We start from the raw sequence: 656 nt of genomic DNA, 5'->3' as shown, positions 1-656 counted from the left end.
GTCCTGGGAATCAAAATCTACTTTAAATACAAACTTTAGTGAGACACCAGAACATAAATGTGCTCATTTCTTTAAAATGGATAATGGAAACTTCTATGCATATCCAAATAACAAGATTTTATGGTACGATGATGCTTGGATACGCAATAGAATTACCAAAAATCCTGGGTATGAAATCGATATGACTGAATATTCTGTTGAAAATCTTCGTAAAATTGAAACATCTGACGATTTTATGTATGAAATCAAAGAAATTCGGGATAGCAACCCCGTAAAAAGTTCTGATTTACCAAATCAGAAACAAATCAATGACCAAAAAAGTAGATAAGGACTCAAATTATATGAAAGACCAATGGGGAACATCATATCTCTCTAGTGAGTATGGTTGGGAAGAGAAGATTAAAAAACAAAAGATGCTTCGTGAAATCTCAAATGATGATCTCACACCCAAAAAACACGATTTTGTAGTTCAAAAAGAACTTCACGAAAAAATTCGAAATGATGATGATTATGATGATTGGGAGTATGGAACCGAACCAATTCCATTAACTGAATTTTAGTGAATAAATAATATAGATTCATAATATTCAATGCCTCTAGAGCGAGTCAGTCAAGGTTTCAAAGACATCAGTATGTCTTTTCAGTCTTTTCAGGTT

General features: G+C 32.5%; 2 protein-coding genes. Both read left to right on the top strand.

Annotation, left to right across the window (positions count from 1 at the left end; genetic code table 11):
- A partial coding sequence (locus C7K08_RS15805; RefSeq protein WP_206603902.1) for a hypothetical protein occupies positions 1 to 328 on the top strand: 328 nt, incomplete at its 5' end.
- A complete protein-coding gene (locus tag C7K08_RS15920) occupies positions 309 to 560 on the top strand; it encodes a hypothetical protein (protein WP_133165351.1) in 252 nt (83 codons plus the stop codon). The genes C7K08_RS15805 and C7K08_RS15920, both read left to right, overlap by 20 nt.
- Positions 561 to 656: the final 96 nt, after the last annotated feature.

It is taken from the genome of Synechococcus lacustris str. Tous (assembly GCF_003011125.1).
In the GTDB taxonomy this organism is placed as follows: Bacteria; Cyanobacteriota; Cyanobacteriia; order PCC-6307; family Cyanobiaceae; genus Synechococcus_D; species Synechococcus_D lacustris.
The sequence above is the reverse complement of the archived record's forward strand: the minus strand, read 5'-3'. Positions and strand labels throughout refer to the sequence as shown.

Coding starts and splice junctions, on each gene's coding strand:
- C7K08_RS15920 (WP_133165351.1), top strand. CDS start 309: ATGACCAAAAAAGTAGATAAGGACTCAAATTATATGAAAGACCAATGG.